The following is a 19,555-nucleotide window of genomic DNA, read 5'->3' as shown; positions in this document are numbered from 1 at the left end:
GCCAGAGATGGCGGGATTGCTTTAGCATGTGAAAAAAACCGGCACGATATTGAAATCTACTGAAAAGGATGTTATAGGGAGTATCGCGCCGGCCTTATTATTATTATCGTCCGAAAGATATAAAACTTTAGGTTTTTTTCTATTATTTTATATATAAATAGTTATAAAGTTATATATTTGTGTATGGAGTTCGATTTTTTATTGACTTAATCAAGCATTTTGCCTTCATCCTGCCGTTTGAGTTAGACTGTCCGATAGACCCGGCTTTTGAATGCCCCGCAGGTTTCAGACTGTTCGCTTCTTCAAACTAGTCAGAGGACACTCCTTGTTGATATTGACGCTCAAGATGCTTTCTGTAATGAAAATCATGAACCAGTCGAATTGTCGGTCTGATTAAAAGCAGGAAGCTGCCAACTGCAAACAGCCATATTCCTGCAGACATTAATTCATCGTAAAAGAAGAAAAAGCTGCCGATGAAAAATAAAGCGCCAATGATAAAATCATTTACTGTATAGAGAACTTTATATCGTTTTTTGAAAAATGGCTCATACCGATTTATTTGCTTTTTCATTTCATTTTCTGCATTAGCTGACACTATGATCCCCCCATTCTATATTTGCTTACCCTCACGGAAACGATAGGTAAACATAAGGTCTTCACAGCTAGAATTAAAGATTATTAGAACCATATATAAGCCAGCCATTTCTCAAGTTAGGAAGAGAGATTGCGAGGTTTTTAAACCTAATTATTTACATAAAGTGAAAAATATTGTAATATTAATGAATTATAAACGAAAGGGGTGACAGTATGACTAACGGATCGAATATTATTATCGTATTAAGTGAAATTGAGAACGAAACGGAAGGAATAATTTTAGAATGCAGAATATAAATTTCCAATAGATTAGGTTTTATGCCTGGTCCATGTCATCAATGTGACAGGCAATCCTTTTTTAAAAGCAATTTGTGCATGCGATGGGCCTGTAACTGGAATTGATCTATCGCAAAAAAAGAGGTCCTCAGCAGGACCTCTTTTTTGCTAATCTATTTTATTGCCTGAACGATAAGAGCGGTTAAAGCTTTAGCCCCCTGAGGAACCAAGTGTACGCCGTCAGGGGTGAAATACTCCGGATGCTGGAGAGCTTCTGCATGCCAGTCAACCAACGTAATATTGTCATGCGCGTCAGCCTGCTGCCGTAAAGATTCATTCACTTTGCTTTCCCATTGCCGGGGCACACGTGTATTGACAAGATAGATATGAGCTTTTGAGAAAGATGTAAGCAATTGTTCGATTTGGCTGTTTGTAAAGTAGCCGTTGGTTCCCAGCTCAATGATGACAGCTTTATTCGGCTGATTAAAAGACTTGTATTCCCGTGTCAATTCTAAAGCCTGAGACATTTGTCTTCCCACCTTCCCATCAATTGTGACATGTGAAAGTGACTGGCGAAGGCTGGAGGCGATATCAAGCATGACGGAATCCCCTATAGCTAATACTTCTTTATCAGTAGCTGCCGGCTCTTTCTGTTGCTGAGATTGCTTGTGTTTATTTTTACTAGTCTCTTGTTCATTATCTTTGTTTTGCTTTTGATCTTGATTGGAGTCTGTTGTCTTTTGTTCGGGATTGTTTTCACTGTCTTCATTGGCTTCAGCTTTCTTTCTATCCTCAGAAGCCTGGCTGGTATCACCGTTTGTTTCTTGTGAGCTATACGTCCATTTGGTGGGGTGCTTTTGCTCCCCGGCTAGCCCAGACAGCCCTCCCGCAAAAATAAGTGTAGCGAGAATGATGAGACCAATTGACATTTTGCTGACGACAGATGTCGTTTTCCATTCTCTGATTCTATGGATAAAAATACGGCGAAAAAATGATCTAAATCCCTGTGTCCGTATAGGCTCCTCGATAAAATGATAGGAAAGCTCGGCGAGTATAAATGTAGCGATGATCTTTAGCACGATATGCCATAAAACAGGGTTTCCGATTTCTTGAACTGGCGTGCTTAACACAATAACAGGGTAGTGCCAAAGGTAAATACCGTAAGACCTTGTTCCAAGCCAACGAAGAGGCCTCCATGAAAGCAGAATGCCCAAAAAGCTGCTCGGGTGGGATACACATGCAATAAGGACCGCTGCGGTAGTGCTTATTAAAAACATTCCGCCTCTGTAAAGAAAAGGTTCGTATTCATCTGTAAAATAGACACACAATACTAAAACACAAAACGCCGAAAGTTCAGTGACATGCAAAAGGCGCTTCAGTTTGTTTGACAGCCTGTTTGAAGACAGTCTTTTCATCGGCCATATTAGAGCCATAGCACATCCTATGAGAAGTTCAAACGAACGAGTATCTGTGCCGTAGTACACGCGACTCGGATCTCCGCCGGGTTCATACAGTACGCTCATCATCACGGCTGAACAGAGCGCAAGCAATGACACCGCCGCCGCCAGTTTAGCACGGTTTTTAAATATGTACATCCCAGCAACCAAGAACATCGGCCATACCATATAAAATTGCTCTTCAATGGCCAACGACCAAAGATTTTTAAGCGGTGACGGGGAGCCGAAGCTATCAAAATACGAGAGTTTATGAAAAATAAACCACCAATTACTCATGTAAAAGAGAGAAGAGATGGCATCTCCGCGTACAGTGTGCAATAGTTCCCGGTTGCACACGACGACCCAAATAACAGCAGAAATGATCATAAAATATGCCGCTGGCAGAAGCCGCCGCATTCGGCGCACCCAAAAGTCCCGAAAATCAAGGCTGATATCATTTCCATGTGCCGGTAATATGATAGAAGTAATTAAATAGCCTGATAATACAAAAAAGATATCAACTCCAATGAAGCCTCCGTTAGCCCAATTGAAGTTTAGATGATAAGCGATAACTGCCAGGACGGCAAAGGCCCGAAGGCCATCGAGTCCAGTGATGTAGCGGTGATGTTGTGTCTTGTGATACATGGTATTCCTCCAATAATGTGCAGATATTCTTGTTGCTTTGGCTGCGAGATTACGCCTTCTTGATAGTTGTCAGGTCCCTTTGCGAAAGGGAAAACTCCCATGCCAGAGGACGACATGGATGTTTTTCTGTTATCGAACATAACGTTCTCCCATGAGCAGATTTGAGATGACACTGGTCGGAATTTTAAACTCTGTAACGCCCATATAGCCGGGTGCAACTTCATATTCATCAAATGAAATCACAAGTTTATGGTCTTCTGTAATATAAAACGTTTGATCAGGCTGAATGTGTTTGAATGGTTCTGCAATCTCGTCAGTGACCCAATAGATTTTATTTGGATCTTCCTTCATTTGCTGTTTCATTTGTTCTTTGATGTTTTGGCTGATGACTTTGATATAGCGGTCATCTTTAAATAAGCTTTTTAAGGTAAGTAAGATATCGTTCTTTTTGTCAATTGTGATATAACGGCTTTGTGTGTAAGATGATGCTTGTGTTTTTTCAATATCACGCCGAATAGAAATTAAATCTGGCGTATCTGTTACTGTCTCGTAATCACTATAGATGCTGAGATGTCCTTTTTTGTTTTTGGATGTGGACTGTATAAATTCTTTGTATAGCTTCTTGCTTTCTTTCAAATATTTCTGGTTGATGCTGTTTTCAAGCTCTTTATTAGAAAGTCCCGACAGAGCAGGCGTTTTGACATCGATGCTTGATTCATCTTTCTCTTCTTTGATCTCAATAAAAGTGATGGCTTTGACGATCTTGCCGATGACAGGGATTTTTGACATAGCTTGAGCTGCATCTGGGTTGATGTTGACAAGTGCAGTGAATAAAATAGCTGCCGCGACAGCTGCTGATGTCGGCCACATGACGATTCTTTTCTTTTTTGGTTTTTGCTGAAGGGCTTTTTCGACAATGATATCCAGTTCTTTAGGAATCTGAACATTTTTATATTCTTCTTTTAATTGCTGTAATCTCTTATCCATTAAGAAAGATCCTCCTTCGTCAACTGAATGCGCATCAGCTTCAATGCTCTGTAAAGGCGCGTTTTGACGGTATTCAAGTTTTCCCCTGTAATTTCCGCAATTTCTTCTAGTTTGAGGTCTTCAAAAAAACGCAAAATAATAATTGTTTTATAGTGGGACGGCAATTCGTCGAGCGCTTCATGAAGATCAGTGTCCTTATAGTGATCTTTCTTTCCTGAGCTTAAAAACTCTATCGTTTCGTCATCCATCACCTTTACCTTTTTTTGTTTTCGCAAAAAATCAATAGCTGTACGAACTAAAATTTTATAAAACCAGCTTTTTATCGTCTCAGGGTTTCTGACCGTTTCAACTGAGCTGAGCGCTTTTTTTATAGATTCCTGAATAATATCTAACGCGTCATCTTGATTTTTCACATAACTGAAGGCTAACCTGTAGAAATCTTGCTTATGGTCAGTTATACACGTGACAAGCAACGCTTTTGTTGTTTGTTTTTTCTTCATTGCAATAAAGGGCTCCTTTTCGAATATACGTATATCGTTGGATGTTACCTAGGATAGACGAGGCAGTTTAAAAAATAGTTTGCGCAGATATCATTTTTTTAAAAAATGATCAGGAGCGGGAGGGGGAGGATTAATTGCTTAAAAATAAACGGAGAAGATCTTTTTAATTGGGGAGTGCATAAAAAAACATGGCTTGTGGAGACGAGCCATGTTTTTTGGTTACATAATATACAGGAAGCATCATGTGTTCTATTCCAAGTAATGTTTTTTAAAATCTGAGTGGATTGAAAATTTGCGGCGTAACTGGATGAGGTTTTTTCCAAAACTATCTTCTAAAAGCCCTCTATGCTTCTTCATAATTTCCATGAGATACAGATCATGAATGATTACTTCTGTAATAGGCATGACTAACCCTACATGCATTGTCCATGCAGCGCGGCTATCGTTCCCAAGAGAGACAATACCTGCTACAACTTCTGAATCATCTCCGCTATAAACAAGCCACCGTCCGTCATACTCTTCTGTAATTTCACTGCTCATATCATGAAGATAAACATTAGCAAAATCAGATGCGATCTCTCCGTACGCAATAATAGTGACGATGACACCTTTATTTGCCGCCTGTTTAAGTTCTGATTCCACTTCTTTAAAATCCTCTTTCCATATTTCTAAGAGGATTCTTTTTTTTGCTGATGATATACAAGCCTTCACCTTTTCAAGAATTTCATTGCGGCCGGTGATATTCCAGATATTTTCCCGGTCATTTGCGGTCTGCTCAAATTTTTCAAAGTATTTTTCAGCCTGGTCAAAATTCTCTTCCGCTTTAAGCCGGCGGTTTTTAACCAGTTCTTTAGCGGGTACGGGGACATACTGGGGCGTATTTCCGTGACTTACAAAAATATCTCCCCTTAAGACAAGGCTTTCCAAGACTTCATATATTTTTGAACGAGGCACGCCAGAATTTTTGGCTACCGCATAGCCTGTTAAAGGCGATTCTTGCAATAAGGCCAGATAAGCTTTTGATTCATATTCGGTAAAATTGAGGTTTTTTAAAATGTCTAATATATTCTCCTTCATACATCCTCCAATATAAAAAGCAGTCGCTGCCTTTGTAATCGCTATTTTAACAAACCATATTGATTTTTTCCAAACGTATTGATACACTTTTTGTAAGGAGTTACTTTTGTAGTCACTATATATGAGGGGATTCATTTAAAGGGGGAAAGAACATGCACAGCTTACTCGCATACATACCAATAGCTGCTATGATGGTTATCATTCCAGGAGCAGATACGATGCTTGTTATGAAAAATACCCTTAGGTATGGCGCAAAGGCTGGCCGTTATAATATTCTCGGATTGGCAACGGGACTTTCTTTTTGGACGGTTATTGCCATTCTAGGTTTATCAATGGTTATAGCCAAGTCGGTGATTCTTTTCACAACGATCAAATATTTGGGAGCAGCATACTTAATTTATTTAGGGATAAAAAGTTTTTTTGCAAAGAATATGTTCTCTTTAGACGACATGCAAGCCCAAGCAAAAACCGCAGCAATTTCTCCGAAACGATACTATAAATCTTCCTTTATGCAAGGGTCTCTTAGCAACATTCTCAATCCCAAAACGGTTTTGGTCTATGTCACGATCATGCCCCAGTTCATCAATCTGAAGGGAAATGTAAACCAGCAGCTTATTATATTAGCTTCGATTCTCACCCTTTTAGCGGTGTTATGGTTCCTCTTTCTCGTTTATATAATTGATTACGCAAAAAAATGGATGAAAAATCCCAAGTTCCAGAAAGCTTTTCAAAAAATAACGGGGATCATGCTAGTGGGGTTTGGTATCAAAACTGGTTTGAGTTGATGAGCGGCCATTTATACGGAGTCTATGGATAAATAAGGATTCTTTATTTTCCTCATAAGTGTATTGGTAGATATCCGTATGGAAAAACATCATGTCACTAACTGAGCGGGATCATAAAACAAGCAATATCTTATTGTTAGCAGAAAATATATAGAAGGCCCTTTAGTTTCTGCAGTTTACCTGATACATTGATTTCTATAAGGACAATAAGCTTTATTAGTGCCTCGAAGTACAAAAAAAGACAAGGGATCATAACTCCCTTGTCTTTTTTTGTGATTTTCACTTAGTATTACGAACTTTATACGCAATCATCAATAAGAGAAACCAAACTGGAGTGACAAATAGAGAAACACGCGTATCTTTCGCGAGTGCCAGCACCACCAGGATGAACACTAGAAAAGCCAGTGTTACGTAATTGGATAATGGAAAAAGCGGCATTTTAAATGTATTCACCTTTGCGGCATCCGGACTTGTTTTCCGATATTTCAAATGGCAAATCACAATAATGCCCCAAATAAAGATGAAGCAGATAGTAGAAACACTTGTGATAAGCGTAAAAACTTGCTCTGGCATTATATAGTTCAGAATAACACCAATCAGAATGGCAATGGCTGAAAAGAATAAGGCATTGCTTGGTACATTTGAGGCAGTCAGCTTTTGCAATGGTTCAGGTGCATGATGATCCTTGGCAAGCGAGTATACCATCCGGCTTGTACTAAATAGAGCACTATTGCCAGCTGAAGCAGCAGATGTCAGTACAACAAAATTTATGATGCTGGCGGCTGCTATGATACCGACTGCTGAGAATACTTGAACAAATGGGCTTTCAGCAGGATTGATGATATTCCATGGATAAATACTCATAATCACAAGAAGAGCGCCAATATAAAAAAGTAAAATCCGAATAGGAATATTGTTAATGGCTTTAGGGATTACTTTTTCTGGGTTTTCTGCTTCGCCTGCAGTAAGCCCCACTAGTTCAATGCCCGTAAACGCAAACACGACCATCTGGAATGAGAGAATAAATCCATGTAAACCATTTGGAAACATGCCGCCGTGACTCCAAAGATTCGTGAAGGCGGCTGTGCTTGACTGTGTGGAAAATCCTTTTATGATCAAGACAATACCGATAACAATCAGTGCCAGTATTGCGATGATTTTGATTAACGCGAACCAGAACTCCAATTCTCCAAAAAGTTTGACAGTCGCGAGATTCATAATGAGCAACATCACAAGCGCAATGAACCCTGGCATCCATTGGGGTACATCAGGAAACCAATATTGGGTATAAAGTCCGACAGCTGTTAAATCAGCCATAGCAAGTGAGATCCAGCAAAACCAGTATGTCCAGCCAGTAATAAATGCTGCCATATTTCCTAAATAATCTCTTACAAAATCAACAAAAGAGTGGTATCCCTCGTTAGATAGGAGCAGCTCTCCCAGTGAACGCATAATGAAAAAGAGAAATACACCCGTAATCATGTAAGCAAATAAAATAGAGGGGCCTGAAAAATGTATTGATTTCCCTGATCCAAGGAATAAACCAGTTCCGATTGCCCCCCCAATCGCTATGAGTTGTATGTGCCTGTTTTTAAGGCCTCTGGACAATTTTCGTTTGTGCAGAGAATGGTCCATAGTGGAATCGTCCGTCACTTTATGTTTTCCTCCAATAAAAAATATAAGTTATCTTGGTTGTTTAGGTATCATAGCTTCCTAAATTTTTTATCTATCATTATAACAGGAAACGTAAATTAAATTAAATTTTATTGATTTTTTTAATTAAATGTAACTAACTTATTATCTTTCTTTTCTATTTTTATAAGGTGTCATATCCATCAGGAGGTGTAAAGGGTTTCTTTTCTACCGCTCTCATATATATCTCACTATTTTTTATTAAAATAATAATGTGAGAAGAAGATAACTAGTTAACATTCAGTCAAGATAAGAGATTGAGTTTTTGGGTTGTTTGTCCTGATCTTTAAGATGCATTTTCCGCAGTATCGGAATTTTGTCATCAATATGTTCCCGAAGAGTGATAAACTGTTTACGAATTATTACTTTTGAAGGGGGACAACTTGAGTAAATCATAGATCAAAAACACCAAAAATAGAAAGGGCGTCTGTTCGTAATTATTTTTAATTGGTGCAATCTAGTGAGACAGGATGCTGATTGTTTCCTGCATATCAAAACATTTAACGGAATATTCAAAAAGAAAGGATCCATGTGAATGCAAGGTCTTAAATGAGATAAGATTCCCTCAGTACAAGGCATAAAAACTGATGTCCGTTTTTTCCATTTTGACTAATAAGGACAAAGGATGATATAGATGAAAAGGATTGATAAAATATACCGCCAGCTGCTGCAAAATTTTCATAAGACTGACGTACATCATCTTCTAAACGTGCAGGGAAATTCAGCAAAGGAAATTGCTCAGCAATTAAAGATAGACCGGTCCAATGTCAGTTTTGAATTAAACAATCTCGTGCGGTCCAAAAAGGTGATAAAGATTAAAACGTTTCCCGTGCGCTATATTCCGGTGGAAGTAGTGGAGAAAGCATTCAACAAAAAATGGGATACAGAGATAATGGAAGTTAAAGAGCTGAAGCAGTTTTCTGAAAACCCAAAAAAGATACATCAAAACATTTCTATGAATCCACTAGAACTTATGATTGGAGCAAAAGGGAGTTTGAAGAAAGCAATTTCTCAAGCAAAAGCAGCTGTCTTTTATCCTCCACACGGTCTGCACATGCTCCTCTTAGGGCCAACAGGCTCCGGTAAATCCCTTTTTGCGAACCGAATTTATCAGTTTGCGACTTATTCTGACATTTTGAAGCCTGGTTCTCCGTTCATCACATTTAATTGTGCAGATTACTATAACAATCCTCAATTATTACTCTCTCAATTATTTGGCCATAAGAAAGGAGCATATACTGGCGCCAGCGAAGATAAAGCCGGTTTAGTTGAGCAGGCCGACGGGGGCATTCTGTTTATGGATGAAATCCATCGTCTTCCGCCTGAGGGACAAGAAATGCTGTTTTATTTCATTGACAGCGGTTCTTATAACCGCCTTGGAGAAACTGAGCATAAACGAACATCGAAAGTATTATTTATTTGTGCAACTACCGAAAATCCTAATTCTGCCTTATTAAAAACATTTTTGCGAAGAATTCCAATGACGATTCATATTCCATCGCTGGAAGAACGATCTCTTAAAGAAAGAGTTGATCTGACAACGTTTTTATTGGGAAAAGAAGCAGAGCGTATTAAGAAGAATCTAAGTGTGCATATCGATGTATATAATGCATTGATTCATTCTGCGAAATTTGGGAATGTGGGACAGCTGAAATCAAATGTACAATTAGTTTGTGCACATGGATTTTTACATAATCTTGACAGAGATGAAGTTGTGGAACTAACCGTTCGGGATCTCCCGGATGAAATCAAGCAAGATTGGATGTCAAGCAGCAAAAACATGAAAAGAAGCAGAACGATTTCTGAATATGTCAATATCACTACCATCATATCCCCGATAGTAGAAGATGAAACAACAAAAATTGATGATGATCTATCATTTAATTTGTATCATTTGATAGAAAAAAAGGTCGAAGTGTTAAACAAAGAAGGTTTGTCCAAAAAGGAAATAAACCAATATATTTTAACGGATATTCATTTGCATGTCAGAAGCTTTTTTAACCAAAGGGCTTTTCGAAATGACAATCTGCTGACATTTGTTGAGGACGACGTGATTCAAATGACGAAGCAATTAAAAGAAGTAGCTGAAGATGAATTGCATTGCACATTTGACCGTAAATTTATTTATTTCTTAAGTATGCATATCGATTCATTTTTAAAACGCGGTAAGCAAATTGATGTTTTAAATGCGCAGGAAACAGATGAAATCCGTGATACACATGTGAAAGAGTATGAGGTGGCGCTCATATTTAAAGACAAAATTCAGGAACACTTCAGAGTAACCGTCCCGGAAATAGAAGTCATCTACTTAACGATGCTGATTCATTCCATCAAAACGTTAAAAGAAAACAAAAGAGTGGGAATAGTGGTTGCCGCACATGGAAATAGCATGGCGAGTTCAATGGTTGAAGTAGCGACGGAGCTTTTAGGGAGCACCCCAATTGCGGCCGTCGATATGCCTCTTTCTGTTTCACCTGCGGAAATCATGGAACGCTTAGCGGAGAAAATGAAGCAGGTAGATGAAGGTGAAGGTGTTTTAATGCTTGTTGACATGGGGTCACTTGCAATGCTGGAAAGCAAGCTTGAAGAAAAAACAGGCATCAAAATCAAAACAATCAGCAATGTCACGACCTCAATGGTGCTGGACGCCGTCAGAAAGGTGAACTATCTGAATTTACATTTACATGCCATATATGATTCGGTCACAAAGGATTTTATTGAGTTATGGGATCGGCAGCCTGCCGCCTCACCAGGCAAAAAGAGGGCGTTGGTTTCGATCTGCACAACAGGCAGCGGAACGGCGAAAAAGCTGGAAGACATCTTAACAACAATCGTAAACAAGGCCTCTGATGCTCCTATCCACATATTGACCGTATCATCGATTAAATTGGCAAACAGCATCAAAGAAATCGAAAAAGAGTATGAGATCCTTGCGACAGTAGGAACAAAAGATCCTAAAATCAATGCTCCGCATGTATCCTTGGAGGTCTTAATTGAAGGTGAAGGAGAGAAGATGATCCAACAGGCGATCACAAAAGGCACCATCCCGATGAGTAATGGATTATCGGGCACAAACATCATTGTACGGGAGCTTTGCGAGGATAGTTTGAAAAAGTATCTGGTTTTTTTGAACCCCCATCACATTATAGATATCTTATTAGAGTGGCTTCAAACCATCCAAGACGAGCTAGGCATCATTTTTAATAACACAGTGATGATCAAAGTGATTATGCATACGGCTTTTGCCTTTGAAAGGGTGATTAAACAGAATCCGATTGCCTTTTCCGAAGAAGACGAAATAACCGATCAGCTGAAAGAGATTTTTGAGGTGACAGAGCGAACATTAATCCCTTATGAAGAAAAATTAGGGCTGAACATAAGCGATGATGAAAAATTATATATAGCCGCCATTTTTGCTGAAGAAGTATATGGCCACATGTGTTAAAAGCGGTTTTTTTACGTAAACCTGTATTAAATGGAACGCCATTTTAATACAGGTTTATTTTTGTATCCACAAGTGTTTCAATTAGCTTTCTTTATGTGCTGTAAAACAAATGAAAACGCTTAACACAGCTTCTTTGGCACGATACTTGCATTATAAATGGGTGTATGAAAAAGGAAAGGAGCAAACGAGTTATGATTTCAGTCATTATTAGCGGACATGGGGACTTTCCCATAGCATTAAAAGAGTCTTCAGGCATGATATTCGGGGAAGAAAATCATTTGATAGCGGTGCCGTTTTTTAAAGGAGAGGGCATCCAAACGCTGCAAAAAAAATATCATCAGACGCTTCAGGATATTCCGAAAGAAAATGAGGTGCTGTTTTTAGTTGATATTTTTGGAGGTACACCGTATAACGCAGCGGCTTCCTTTATCGCTAAGGATCAAAGGATGGATATGGCTGCCGGCATAAACCTGCCGATCGTACTGGAGGTATTAAGCCTAAGAGAACACATGAAACTCAAAGAATTGCTGAATCACTTAAAAAAAATGAGCCAGCAAAGCTTTCAAGTTTGCAGTGAACATTTAGAAAAAGTGAAAACAGTCAGCGAAGAAAAAAGAGAGGATGAACTATGATGAACATTACATTGGCAAGAATTGATGACCGCTTTATTCACGGACAAATCCTGACAAGATGGATTAAAGTCCATGCAGCAGACCGAATCATCGTGGTGTCAGATGACGTTGCCCAGGATGAAATGAGAAAAACCCTGATCCTTTCGGTTGCTCCTTCCAATGTAAAGGCGAGTGCCGTGTCAGTTTCTAAAATGGCAAAGGCGTTTCATAGTCCGCGCTACGAAGGGGTAACGGCGATGCTCTTGTTTGAAAAACCATCCGATGTTGTATCTCTCATAGAAGCAGGCGTCCCTATCAAAACCATAAATGTCGGAGGTATGCGTTTTGAGAATAATCGCCGGCAAATCACCAAATCAGTCAGTGTAACGGAAAAGGATATAGAGGCGTTTGAATTATTAAATGAATTAGGCGTCACACTGGAATTGAGGCAGCTGCCTTCTGATGCCAGCGAAGACTTTTTGGAGATTTTAAGAAATGTAACAAAATCATCAAGGGGATGAGATGATGACGTCAATACAAATTATTTTGTTATTAATCATTGCAGCCATTACAGGTATAGCAAGTGTATTGGATGAAGGACAAACACACCGTCCGCTGATTGCCTGCACGTTGGTTGGCCTGGTGCTGGGTGATCTGAAAACAGGAATTATCTTAGGAGGAACGCTGGAGCTGATGGCGCTGGGCTGGATGAATGTCGGCCTTGCCATGGCACCGGATACAGCTATTGCCTCTGTGATTTCAACCATTTTGGTGATTACCGCTGATCAAGGCATTGGTGAAGGCATTGCCGTCGCTGTTGCTTTGGCAGCTGCAGGTCAAGCGCTTACTATTTTTGTCCGAACAATTACTGTCTTTTTCATTCACCGTGCTGATAAATATGCGAGGGAGGGAAATATCAAAGGAATTGAAATTATGCATATTACCGCTATGGTGTTTCAAGCGCTGCGTGTCATGATACCGACTTTGGTTGTGGCCTTAATCAGTGTGAGCGCTGTTCAGGCGTTCTTGGGAAATATTCCGGAAGTCATTACCAAAGGGTTGCAAATAGGCGGAGGCATCATTGTTGTTGTGGGGTATGCCATGGTGATCAATATGATGAATATCCCTTATCTGAAGCCGTTTTTCTATATTGGTTTTTTGTTGGCAGCGTTTACCGATTTCAATTTAGTAGGATTTGGCGCTCTTGGTCTCTGTCTGGCGCTTTTATACCAGCAGGTTATGCAAAAACATAGCGCACACGGAGCAGTCGCCGCAGCCACAGACGGCAGCAATGCCGCTGTCTATGATGATGATGATCTTGATGCATAAAGAACGAGGGGGGATGAAAAATGGAGAAAGAAAAAAGATTAACGAAAAAAGACATTTTCAGTATGTTTATCCGTTCGAATTTCTTGCTCGGCTCATTTAACTTTGAACGTGTGCAGGCAATGGGATATTGCTATGTGATGATACCGGCGATCAAAAAATTGTACGGTCCGGGAGCGAAAAGAAACGCAGCATTGCAGCGGCACTTGGAATGGTTTAATACACATCCGTGGCTGTCCGCCCCCATATTTGGGGTGACAGCTGCCATGGAAGAAGAAATGGCGAACAATAAAGGAATTGACGGGAAAGCAATAAGCGGGATGAAAATCGGTTTAATGGGTCCGATAGCGGGTGTGGGTGACCCTATTTTCTGGGGAACCGTACGTCCCGTATTGGCTGCTTTAGGGGCTTCTCTTGCTTTAGGCGGAAACATTGCCGGTCCTCTGCTGTTCTTTTTCCTGCTGAATGCCATCAGATTAACCACAAAATATTACGGTTTAAAGTACGGCTATGTAAAAGGGATGGAGATTTTGCAGGATTTAACAGGGAATCGTATTCAAAAACTGACAGAAGGTGCATCCATCCTCGGGTTATTTGTGATGGGGGCTTTGGTCTCCAAGTGGACCACCATCAACATCCCAATCGTTGTTTCAAGAATTAAAGATGATAACGGAAAAGTTGACGTTCAAACTGTGCAAAATATTTTAGACAGCATTATGCCGGGGGTGCTGCCTTTAGGATTGACTTTATTAGTGGCATGGATGCTGCGAAAAGGAGTAAATCCGCTCCTTATTATTGTTGGCATATTTGTGATCGGTATTCTTGGCTATTGGGCTGGATTTCTGGCATAAGCGCTAACAGGTAAAAAGGGGAGAACCTGCAGCAGTCTTTCTCATAACCTCTTCATCATTCGATACAGCTTTTATCACGTATCTACTCGTGCAGAGGTCTCTCTTGAATGTGTTCAAATGTTAGAGAGGAGAGAATCAGAATGAAAAAGAAGCTTATTCAAGTCGTGATCCTGTTCACCATGCTGTTTACTATGGCACTACCAGTAAGTGCAGCCGATTCAAGCTACTATGATGAGGATTACCGTCCTCAATATCACTTTACACCAGAGGCAAACTGGATGAATGATCCAAACGGAATGGTTTATTATGCAGGGGAGTATCATTTGTTTTATCAGCATCATCCATATGGTCTGCAATGGGGGCCGATGCATTGGGGCCATGCAGTAAGCAAGGACTTAGTTCATTGGAAGCATCTCCCTATAGCGCTGTCACCGGATGAAAAAGGCACGATTTTTTCCGGAAGCACAGTGGTCGATTGGAATAATACAAGCGGTTTTCAAACCGGAAAGGAGAAGCCGCTTGTCTCTATATATACACAGGATCACGAAGACGGCCAAGTGCAAAGCATCGCCTATAGTAATGATAAAGGAAGAACGTGGACGAAATACTCAGGTAATCCGGTCATTCCTAACCCGGGAAAAAAAGACTTTCGCGATCCGAAAGTGTTTTGGTACGAAAAAGATAAAAAGTGGGTGCTGGTGCTGGCAGCTGGTGACCGAATTCTCATTTATACATCGAAAAACTTGAAGCAGTGGACATATGCAAGTGAGTTTGGGCAAGGACAAGGTAGTCATGGAGGCGTATGGGAATGCCCGGATCTATTTGAGCTTCCTGTAGACGGCAATCCGAAACAAAAGAAATGGGTGATGCAAGTCAGTGTCGGAAACGGTGCGGTTTCAGGAGGATCAGGCATGCAATATTTTGTAGGGAGTTTCGATGGAACAACTTTTAAGAACGAAAACCCGCCAGACAAAGTATTATGGACCGACTACGGTAAAGACTTTTATGCAGCTGTTTCTTGGTCTGATACACCATCTTCAGACGGACGGCGGCTTTGGCTAGGGTGGATGAGCAATTGGCAATATGCCAACGATGTTCCTACATCTCCATGGAGAAGTGCAATGACTATTCCAAGAGAAGTAAAATTGAAAGCGTTCTCTAAAGGGGTCAGAGTCATTCAAACACCAGTAACAGAGCTGCAATCCATCCGGGGGGCCTCACATGAGTGGAAAAATAAGAGCATATCGCCAGAGAGCAGTAATGTATTGGTGGGCCTATCTGGAGATGCTTATGAAATGAATGCAGAGTTTCAAGTGAACCCAGGTTCGGCTTCTGAATTTGGTTTTAAGGTTCGAACAGGGAGACATCAATATACAAAAGTCGGCTACCATCAAAAGAGCGGCAAACTGTTCGTTGACCGAAGCCAATCCGGAAACGTCACCTTCAATCCAACCTTTAACACTGGGAAACAAGCAGCTCCGCTGAAGCCGGTAAATGGAAAGATAAAAATGCGTATTTTTGTTGACCGCTCTTCAGTCGAAGTATTTGGCAATGACGGACAGCAGGTGTTGACTGACATCATTCTTCCGGATCGATCAAGCAAAGGTCTTGAATTATATGCTGTTAATGGCCGTGTTAAGGTAAACTCCCTAACGATTCATCCTTTAAATAAAGTATGGGGAGCGTCACCGTTTATATCCAATTTGACTGGCTGGACAACTGTAAACGGTACGTGGGCTGACACAATTGATGGAAAACAAGGACGATCAGACGGCGATTCCTTCATTATGTCTTCAGCATCCGGAGCAGATTCCACCTATGAATCTGACATTACAGTTAAAGATGGGAACGGAAAAGGGGCAGGAGCTCTTGTGTTTCGTTCAGACAAAGATGCACAAAATGGTTATGTAGCCAATGTGGATGCGAAACATGATCTGGTGAAATTTTTTAAATTTGAGGATGGTGTTGCCACTGTTATTGCTGAATATAAAACACCGATAGATATAAATAAAAAGTATCATCTGAAAACTGTGGCTCAAGGCACTCACTTTAAAATATATTTGGATGACCGTCTGGTGATAGATGCTGAGGATTCTGCATTCTCAGAAGGCCAATTTGGCTTGAACGTTTGGGATGCAACAGCAGCCTTCCAGAATGTCAACGCGGGAAGCTTGGATGTCAGAAGATAAAGAATTGAAAAGATGATACTTGAATCAAAGGACTTGTGATTAGAGAAGACCTAATACATCTTCTCTATAAAAAAGGCACAGACTCAAACCGTCTGTGCCTTTGTGTTATTTCAACAGTTTCAATGATTCGCGGTTAAATGCTTCCAAATCATCAGGTGTTCTGCTTGTTACAATGTTGTGGCTAACGACTACTTCTTCGTCTTTGTAGTTTGCACCAGCATTGATCAAGTCTTTGCGAATGCTACGGTAGCCAGTGATGTCTTTGCCTTTCAGAAGATCCGTATCAATGAGTACCTGCGGGCCGTGGCAAATAGCGAAAACAGGTTTCTCATTTTCTACGAATGCTTTTGCAAACTCACCTGGGCGGTCATCTCCGCGAAGCAAATCTGGGGAAAATCCTCCAGGAATCAATAGGGCATCGAATTCACTAGCATCTACATCGGAGATCGCTTTGTCGATCTTCACTCTCTCGCCATGTTTACCGGTAACTTCCTTGCCCGCTTCCAAATCAATGGCTACAACGCTATGCCCAGCTTCTTCGTATGCCTTTACCGGACTTGTATATTCAATATCTTCGAATTGGTCTGTAACGAGAACAGCGATTTTTTTGCTCATATTTATACCTCCTATGAAATCTTATATACCATAGAATAACAGGCAGGTACATCTTCCTTCAAAATATTTGCTTGTCAGATGTTCTTCGCAGGAGTCCTGCGAAGGCGTTGCTTTATAGGTTTTATGGTTTTTATATCATTTATCACAATTTGGTAAATTGCCGCCAAAACGAGGCTAAAGGATAGTACTCTTTTCAACCTGTTTCTTTTTTAAAAATAGACTTTTTAAATGATTTTCACGTCCTGTCTGAGCAGTGCAGTAAACAAAAAATAGTATGGCTACCCCACCTTTTACAACTATAATGTAGACATATCAATAACGAATCGATAGCGTACATCACTGCGAAGAACACGCTCATAAGCTTCATCCACTTGATCGGCACGAATTACTTCTATTTTAGGTGCAATGCCATGCTGAGCAGCGAAATCTAGCATCTCTTGTGTTTCTGGAATTCCGCCGACAAGAGAACCTGCAAGGCTGCGGCGGCCCATGATTAAGGAAAATACACTATATTTGTCCGGCTCGGCCGGTGCCCCTACATTGACGAGTGTTCCGTCTATTCGAAGCAATGATAAATAGGCATCTACATCAAGATTCGCGGATACCGTATTTAAGATTACGTCAAAACGCCCGGCCAATTCAGTAAATGTAGCTTGATTACTGGTTGCATAGTAATGGTCTGCCCCTAGTTCAAGAGCTTCCTCTTTCTTATTCATAGAGCGGCTCAGGACAGTTACCTCTGCACCCAAAGCATGCGCAAATTGAATCGCCAAATGACCAAGCCCGCCGACTCCTACAATCGCAACCTTTTTGCCTGGGCCGACGTTCCAGTGTTTTAGAGGGGAGTATGTTGTAATCCCTGCACACAATAGAGGGCTGGCGACATCCAGCTCTAAACTGTCCGGTATCCGAACAACGAACCTGTCAGTGACAACGATTTTTTGGCTGTACCCGCCATACGTCGGATTTCCATCATAGTCCAGTGAATTATAAGTTTGGACAACACCTTTCGTGCAGAACTGTTCCTCACCACTGAGGCAGTATTCGCATTCTCCGCAGGAGTCAACAAAACAGCCGACGCCAACGCGATCTCCGACAGCGAATTTTGTGACTTCTGCTCCCACAGCCTCCACAACTCCGGCGATTTCGTGACCGGGAACCATCGGAAAAATTCCTCCGCCCCATTCATCGAACGCACTGTGGATATCGGAATGGCAAATACCGCTGAATTTAATGTCGATTAAGACGTCGTGCGCCCGTAATTCTCTTCTTTCAATTGTAGTCTGTTCAAATTTCGCTTTAGCATTTGGTACGCTTAATACACGAGTTTTATGATGATTACACATACAGACCTTCCTTTCATATAGTCAGTTTCCAGATAAGAACATGTCACTTGATGTTTGTCAGGTGTGTTCAACATCACTTTAAACCTTGAAGTCCACTTTAAGGCAAGAGTTTTTTAAGAAACATATTTTTATAAAAGTATAAGAGTAAACAATTAAGTATTAAATTCTGTTTTATCCTGTATCATACCATTCATCATGAACAGTTCCGTCTCCAGGAGTAATGTCTACATGCAACCCACTGTCTTTTGTTGCATCATGCCAAGTATTACGTGCGGCGGAATATTCACGACATTCCCTGAAGAATGAGATTGAGAAATACGTCAGCAGTTTCAATTTGTTTCTTCTTGACTTAAAGTGAACTTTAAGTGTTATCTTCAAAAACAGCAGGATAAAGAGGTGAAAAATATGAATATTACGCAAGTGGCAAAGCAGTTTGGCCTAACAGCCGCAACGCTCCGCTATTATGAACGTGTTGGATTGATCCCGCCGGTAAAACGAAAAGAAAGCGGCATCCGCGATTATGGTGAAGAAGATATCAAATGGGTTGAATTTATCAAATGCATGCGAAATGCTGGACTAACGATAGACGCGTTAATTGAATATACAACGTTATTTACTGAAGGAGACCGAACAGTAGAAGCACGCAAAAATATCCTGGCGGACGAAAGACAGCGGTTGATAGAAAAGCGGAGAGAAATTGATGAAACAATAAAAAGATTAAATAAAAAAATTGAGGATTATGATGGGAAACTGCGCGAAAATGAGGACAAACTCAAAAGCAGACCCAAAATGGAAAGTTTTCATGGATAAGTGCAAGTAAGGCTAGAATGAATGAAACAATTCCTTCTTTGTTAACATTTATCATAAAAGAGCAGGGGAAATCGCGGAAAAACACGGTGTTCCCCGTATCCATATCGCGTTTGCCTGGCTGCTGCAGAAAGAGCCTGTAACGGTGCTACGAAAATGTCACATCTTGAAGATGCCGTAGATGCAGTTAAATTGACGACTCAAGAAGTTAGGTTTCTAGAAGAACCATATGTACTTCACCGAATAGTTGGTTATCATTAATTATGCTCGTAAACGATATTGCTGGAAATCAACAAGATACTATGTTTCGGATTGAGAGAAAGAATAGAGGGCGTATGATAAAAACTGGCCTATTCCAATTCTTCAAGGAATT

The 19,555-nt window shown here is 40.5% G+C and carries 16 protein-coding genes and 1 pseudogene; 9 read left to right on the top strand and 8 right to left on the bottom strand.

All coding sequences use genetic code 11. The features are described from left to right. Positions 1 to 307 precede the first annotated feature (307 nt). From HC660_RS13175 to HC660_RS13155, 5 genes are all read right to left on the bottom strand, one after another. A complete protein-coding gene (locus tag HC660_RS13175; RefSeq protein ID WP_032731316.1) occupies positions 308 to 571 on the bottom strand; it encodes a YrhK family protein in 264 nt (87 codons plus the stop codon). Positions 572 to 1,043: 472 nt separating this feature from the next. After that, on the bottom strand, positions 1,044 to 2,951 hold the full coding sequence (locus tag HC660_RS13170; RefSeq protein WP_168748325.1) for an acyltransferase family protein: 1,908 nt from the start codon (positions 2,949 to 2,951) through the stop codon (positions 1,044 to 1,046). A gap of 129 nt (positions 2,952 to 3,080) precedes the next feature. Beyond that, entirely contained in the window at positions 3,081 to 3,938 is an 858-nt protein-coding gene (gene rsiV / locus HC660_RS13165; protein ID WP_168748324.1) for an anti-sigma-V factor RsiV, read from the bottom strand. Continuing rightward, positions 3,938 to 4,438 carry an RNA polymerase sigma factor SigV gene (gene sigV / locus HC660_RS13160; RefSeq protein ID WP_010335079.1) on the bottom strand — a complete coding sequence of 167 codons (501 nt, stop codon included), beginning with the start codon at positions 4,436 to 4,438 and terminating at the stop codon, positions 3,938 to 3,940. Before sigV ends, rsiV begins: the two co-directional genes overlap by 1 nt. A 249-nt stretch (positions 4,439 to 4,687) precedes the next feature. Beyond that, positions 4,688 to 5,515 (bottom strand): TrmB family transcriptional regulator, encoded by an 828-nt coding sequence (locus HC660_RS13155; RefSeq protein ID WP_010335078.1) that lies wholly within the window; start codon positions 5,513 to 5,515, stop codon positions 4,688 to 4,690. Between the two features lie 152 nt (positions 5,516 to 5,667). Between HC660_RS13155 and HC660_RS13150 the strand changes: the two genes are divergently transcribed. Next, positions 5,668 to 6,300, top strand: a complete 633-nt coding sequence (locus HC660_RS13150) for a LysE family transporter (protein ID WP_010335077.1) — start codon at positions 5,668 to 5,670, stop codon at positions 6,298 to 6,300. A gap of 279 nt (positions 6,301 to 6,579) precedes the next feature. On the opposite strand, the gene HC660_RS13145 is transcribed toward HC660_RS13150, so the two are convergent. Next, on the bottom strand, positions 6,580 to 7,953 hold the full coding sequence (locus tag HC660_RS13145; protein WP_168748323.1) for an amino acid permease: 1,374 nt from the start codon (positions 7,951 to 7,953) through the stop codon (positions 6,580 to 6,582). Between the two features lie 673 nt (positions 7,954 to 8,626). On the opposite strand from HC660_RS13145, the gene HC660_RS13140 reads away from it, so the two are divergent. From HC660_RS13140 to HC660_RS13115, 6 genes are all read left to right on the top strand, one after another. Beyond that, positions 8,627 to 11,437 carry a sigma-54-dependent transcriptional regulator gene (locus tag HC660_RS13140; RefSeq protein WP_168748322.1) on the top strand — a complete coding sequence of 937 codons (2,811 nt, stop codon included), beginning with the start codon at positions 8,627 to 8,629 and terminating at the stop codon, positions 11,435 to 11,437. A 191-nt stretch (positions 11,438 to 11,628) separates the two neighbouring features. Continuing rightward, positions 11,629 to 12,069 (top strand): PTS fructose transporter subunit IIA, encoded by a 441-nt coding sequence (gene levD / locus HC660_RS13135; protein WP_168748321.1) that lies wholly within the window; start codon positions 11,629 to 11,631, stop codon positions 12,067 to 12,069. After that, positions 12,069 to 12,569: a PTS sugar transporter subunit IIB gene (locus HC660_RS13130; protein WP_168748320.1), complete on the top strand. Its 501-nt coding sequence runs from the start codon at positions 12,069 to 12,071 to the stop codon at positions 12,567 to 12,569. The genes levD and HC660_RS13130 overlap by 1 nt, the downstream gene beginning before the upstream one ends. A 4-nt stretch (positions 12,570 to 12,573) precedes the next feature. Then, positions 12,574 to 13,377, top strand: a complete 804-nt coding sequence (levF, locus tag HC660_RS13125) for a PTS fructose transporter subunit IIC (RefSeq protein ID WP_168748319.1) — start codon at positions 12,574 to 12,576, stop codon at positions 13,375 to 13,377. Between the two features lie 20 nt (positions 13,378 to 13,397). After that, positions 13,398 to 14,225, top strand: coding sequence for a PTS fructose transporter subunit IID (gene levG, locus HC660_RS13120; RefSeq protein WP_168748318.1), 828 nt, complete (start codon positions 13,398 to 13,400; stop codon positions 14,223 to 14,225). A gap of 140 nt (positions 14,226 to 14,365) precedes the next feature. Then, a complete protein-coding gene (locus HC660_RS13115) occupies positions 14,366 to 16,414 on the top strand; it encodes a levanase SacC (RefSeq protein ID WP_168748317.1) in 2,049 nt (682 codons plus the stop codon). Between the two features lie 105 nt (positions 16,415 to 16,519). On the opposite strand, the gene yraA is transcribed toward HC660_RS13115, so the two are convergent. Further along, entirely contained in the window at positions 16,520 to 17,029 is a 510-nt protein-coding gene (yraA, locus tag HC660_RS13110) for a cysteine protease YraA (protein WP_010335069.1), read from the bottom strand. Between the two features lie 296 nt (positions 17,030 to 17,325). Continuing rightward, positions 17,326 to 18,375 carry an NAD(P)-dependent alcohol dehydrogenase gene (locus HC660_RS13105; RefSeq protein WP_168748316.1) on the bottom strand — a complete coding sequence of 350 codons (1,050 nt, stop codon included), beginning with the start codon at positions 18,373 to 18,375 and terminating at the stop codon, positions 17,326 to 17,328. 405 nt (positions 18,376 to 18,780) lie between these two features. Here HC660_RS13105 and adhR point away from each other — a divergent pair, with 405 nt between their 5' ends. Further along, positions 18,781 to 19,185, top strand: coding sequence for an aldehyde stress transcriptional regulator AdhR (adhR, locus tag HC660_RS13100; protein WP_010335066.1), 405 nt, complete (start codon positions 18,781 to 18,783; stop codon positions 19,183 to 19,185). 55 nt (positions 19,186 to 19,240) lie between these two features. Continuing rightward, a pseudogene (locus tag HC660_RS21115) lies at positions 19,241 to 19,443 on the top strand (aldo/keto reductase); the annotation flags it as partial. Positions 19,444 to 19,555 lie beyond the last annotated feature (112 nt).

The organism is Bacillus mojavensis (assembly GCF_012648005.1).
Classification (GTDB): Bacteria; Bacillota; Bacilli; order Bacillales; family Bacillaceae; genus Bacillus; species Bacillus mojavensis.
The sequence above is the reverse complement of the archived record's forward strand: the minus strand, read 5'-3'. Positions and strand labels throughout refer to the sequence as shown.